The organism is Larkinella harenae (genome assembly GCF_054780515.1).
On record NZ_BAAGWE010000027.1, the window covers coordinates 1 to 2,996 of the forward strand.

The 2,996-nt window shown below is 47.4% G+C and carries 2 protein-coding genes and 1 pseudogene; 1 reads left to right on the forward strand and 2 read right to left on the reverse strand.

What is annotated here, in order from left to right; genetic code table 11:
- Positions 1-354: pseudogene (locus ACYVH9_RS31510) on the reverse strand (right-handed parallel beta-helix repeat-containing protein); the annotation flags it as partial.
- 209 nt (positions 355-563) lie between these two features.
- Between ACYVH9_RS31510 and ACYVH9_RS31515 the strand changes: the two are divergent.
- Positions 564-2,057, forward strand: coding sequence for a T9SS type B sorting domain-containing protein (locus ACYVH9_RS31515; protein WP_460640432.1), 1,494 nt, complete (start codon positions 564-566; stop codon positions 2,055-2,057).
- 34 nt (positions 2,058-2,091) lie between these two features.
- Here the strand turns inward: ACYVH9_RS31515 and ACYVH9_RS31520 are convergent.
- The coding region (locus tag ACYVH9_RS31520; RefSeq protein WP_460640433.1) for a T9SS type A sorting domain-containing protein at positions 2,092-2,996 on the reverse strand (905 nt) is incomplete at its 5' end.

The window sequence follows — 2,996 nt, forward strand, 5'->3', positions numbered from 1 at the left end:
CGCACCCGTCTGCTCGATGCGAAATCCATAGGCCAGGCCCGCTACGCCCGAGCCGGTGATTTTGAAAAACTGGGAGTTGAACACTTTCAGGCTGGTTTCGGAGTTGGAGGAGGAACGCAGCGTGACCAGGCCCCCACAGTTGATGATGGTGATGGGGTGTTGGGCGGTTCCTTTGAAGTTTCGGAAGCTCAGAAACTGGTAGGTACCAGCCTGCACGCAGATGGTTGCGCCGGGGGGCAGGGGCGTTTGCTGCCCATCGTAGCGACCCGACTTGCTGATCGTTAACGAACAGTTGCATTCCTGCCCATAGGCAGGGGCCAGCATAAACAACATTAATATAGTACTATATTTCATAAACAAAATAGCTTGGATTAATGGGTACATATTCACCGAAAAAGCGAAGTAAATATAACGCATAGCGTTTTACAGTTACTCTAATATTGTCAAATAATTTTCACTTAATTATCTGTATACCAATAATATACAGCACCGAGCCCTATTGTCATAATCCATGGATTGAACCAGTAACTCCAGGTATTGCAATTACTTTATTAATTAACACGATGGCAAGCCCTCTTCTTAACAAAATGACAATCATTCAATGGCTTGCTGCCGTAACCATAGCGAGTATCTATTCCCCCGTCCTCGGCCAGTCATACGCGGTCTCTTTCGGCGACCCTGTTGTAAATGAAACGTTCGGAACAGGAACAGCGGGTTCGTTACCCGCCGGTCGAACGACGTATCGCTATACCGCCGAGCAATGCCCATTTGATGGGTACTACACCATCGCTAGCTCCATTGATCATACTTGTTTCGGCACGGTTTGGCAAAAAGTGGGCGAAGACCATACCGTTGGCGACACAAATGGAAATATGATGATCGTCAATGCATCCTACGAGCCGGATGAATTTTACAATCAGACGATTGAGTCACTTTGTCAAGGAGTGACGTATGAATTTTCCGTTTGGGTGCTCAACGTCATTAATCGAAGCCGATCGGTTTGGTCGTGTTCATCGGTAGTGCTCGACCCGGACGTAACCATGAGCATTGAAACGCTGGATGGTACGCTAGTCCAGACGATTCATACCGGTACGATCAACCGAACGGATCTTCCGCTTTGGAAACGGTATGCCGTTCAGTTTTCTCTTCCCGTGGGCCAAACGGCAGTGGTGATAAAACTCGTCAATAATAAAACAGGCGGATGTGGGAATGACCTGGCATTGGATGATATTCAAATCAGACCCTGCGGCCCCTTTATAAAAATCAATTTCCTCCATGAATCTTCTCCAACGCTGGCTAAATGTGAAAAGGATTGGGTGGTCCTGTCTGCTGAGCCGACACCGGGCTATGCCAATCCGGGGTATCAATGGCAGCAAAGCGACGATGGAACTACTTGGTCGGATATCGTAGGTGCTACGGGTTTAACCCATACCGTATTGATCAGATTTAAGAAACAAAGGCAGTATCGGATATTCACTGCCGAATCCTTTAACAAACATCGTCCACACTGTGGCGTGTATTCAAACGCATTAACGTTAATAGCCAAACCCTACCTAACTACTGAATGGCCCAAAGATACCGTAGTCTGTGAAGGTAAAAAGCTGTTTCTTAAACCGCCCATTCCCCATAACAACAAGACCGTTTTTACCTGGTCCACCAATTGGGATACAGAGAAAGTCTCCATCGACTCTCCCGGTATTTATTGGTTGAAATCGGATAGCGACGGTTGTCAAGCTACGGATACCATTGTCGTTACGTTTAAAAAATGTTTAACACCATTTTACGTACCAACGGCATTTACCCCAAACAATGATGGCATTAACGACCAGCTGGATGTATACATAGACGCAGCGATTCCGTTTCTTTTTCAAATTTACAATCGCTGGGGTAGCGTCATCTTTCAAAGTGAGGTATCCCATTTTAAATGGGATGGACGGTATTTAAATGAATCGTGTCCGGAAGGTACATATACGTGGCGACTTCGGTTTAGATCCACTGGTTTACCTGGTTCAGAGCAGGAAGTAACGCAAACTGGCCAAGTCTTGCTGATGCGGTGAACTCATCCTGCCCGTACAAACCGGTAGGATTCGTTTATTTCTTGACGAATCGGCGCGTATATAAGTGGGTACCCGAAGTTACCGACAGAATATAGATTCCTGGGGCTAAACTTTTTACGTTAATCCGGGTCTCCCTTTCGGAATGGGCAGTCATGTATTGCGTGTGGACGTGCCCGCTCAGATCCACCAGGCTTACTTCCGTCAGCGGTTCTTTATTGCTCAACACCACAACTAGTTCGTCCTGAACAGGAGATGGATAAGCTTGAATTTTGACTGCTTCATCGGAAACGGTTTCGACTCCTTCCGCTCCGCTACGTGCTTTTAACATGCTGGCCCCCTGCTCAAAAGCCCCAATGTCGTACGCTACACCCCTGGGACGAGGTTGGCCTGTAATGTCATCTTCAACACCTAAAGCACGAACATCCTTCCCTTTGTCAATCAATGGCGATCCAACATCCAGCCGATAGTCCCCGCCCGAGGGATTAATAAACTTTCCGTTGGAGACGTTTGTCAGCGTATAATTATTTTGAACAACGGCCCGGATGGTTGAATTCAGGTAGGTTAAGTAACGGGTGCCGTTTACTTTGGCAATCGCGTTGTTGATGACCGTATTAAATTGCGTTTCGTTATAAAGTCGGATGCCATCCTGAGTCGTATTTGCAATTGTATTGTTAACTATGTTTACCGTCGTATTGGGTAGCGTCTTTTCGCGTTCGTCCACAAAAATTCCGTTTTCCCGCGAATCAGCCACCACGTTGTTTGCAATCAGTACATCCCCCGCGTGACCAACAACGATCAATCCATTGCCCGCTGCATACCGGATGGTGTTGTTGTAAAAACTGCCCCCAGAGCCGCCCCCTATCTGAACCCCGTTGTTCTGAAAGTTGGCAAAAGGCGACACCCCCGCATGACGGACCTGGTTGTGGTGAACCTGGGCAT

What these genes read in the sequence shown, in the direction of transcription:
- ACYVH9_RS31515 (WP_460640432.1), top strand. Translation starts at nt 564, where the DNA reads ATGGCAAGCCCTCTTCTTAACAAAATGACAATCATTCAATGGCTTGCT.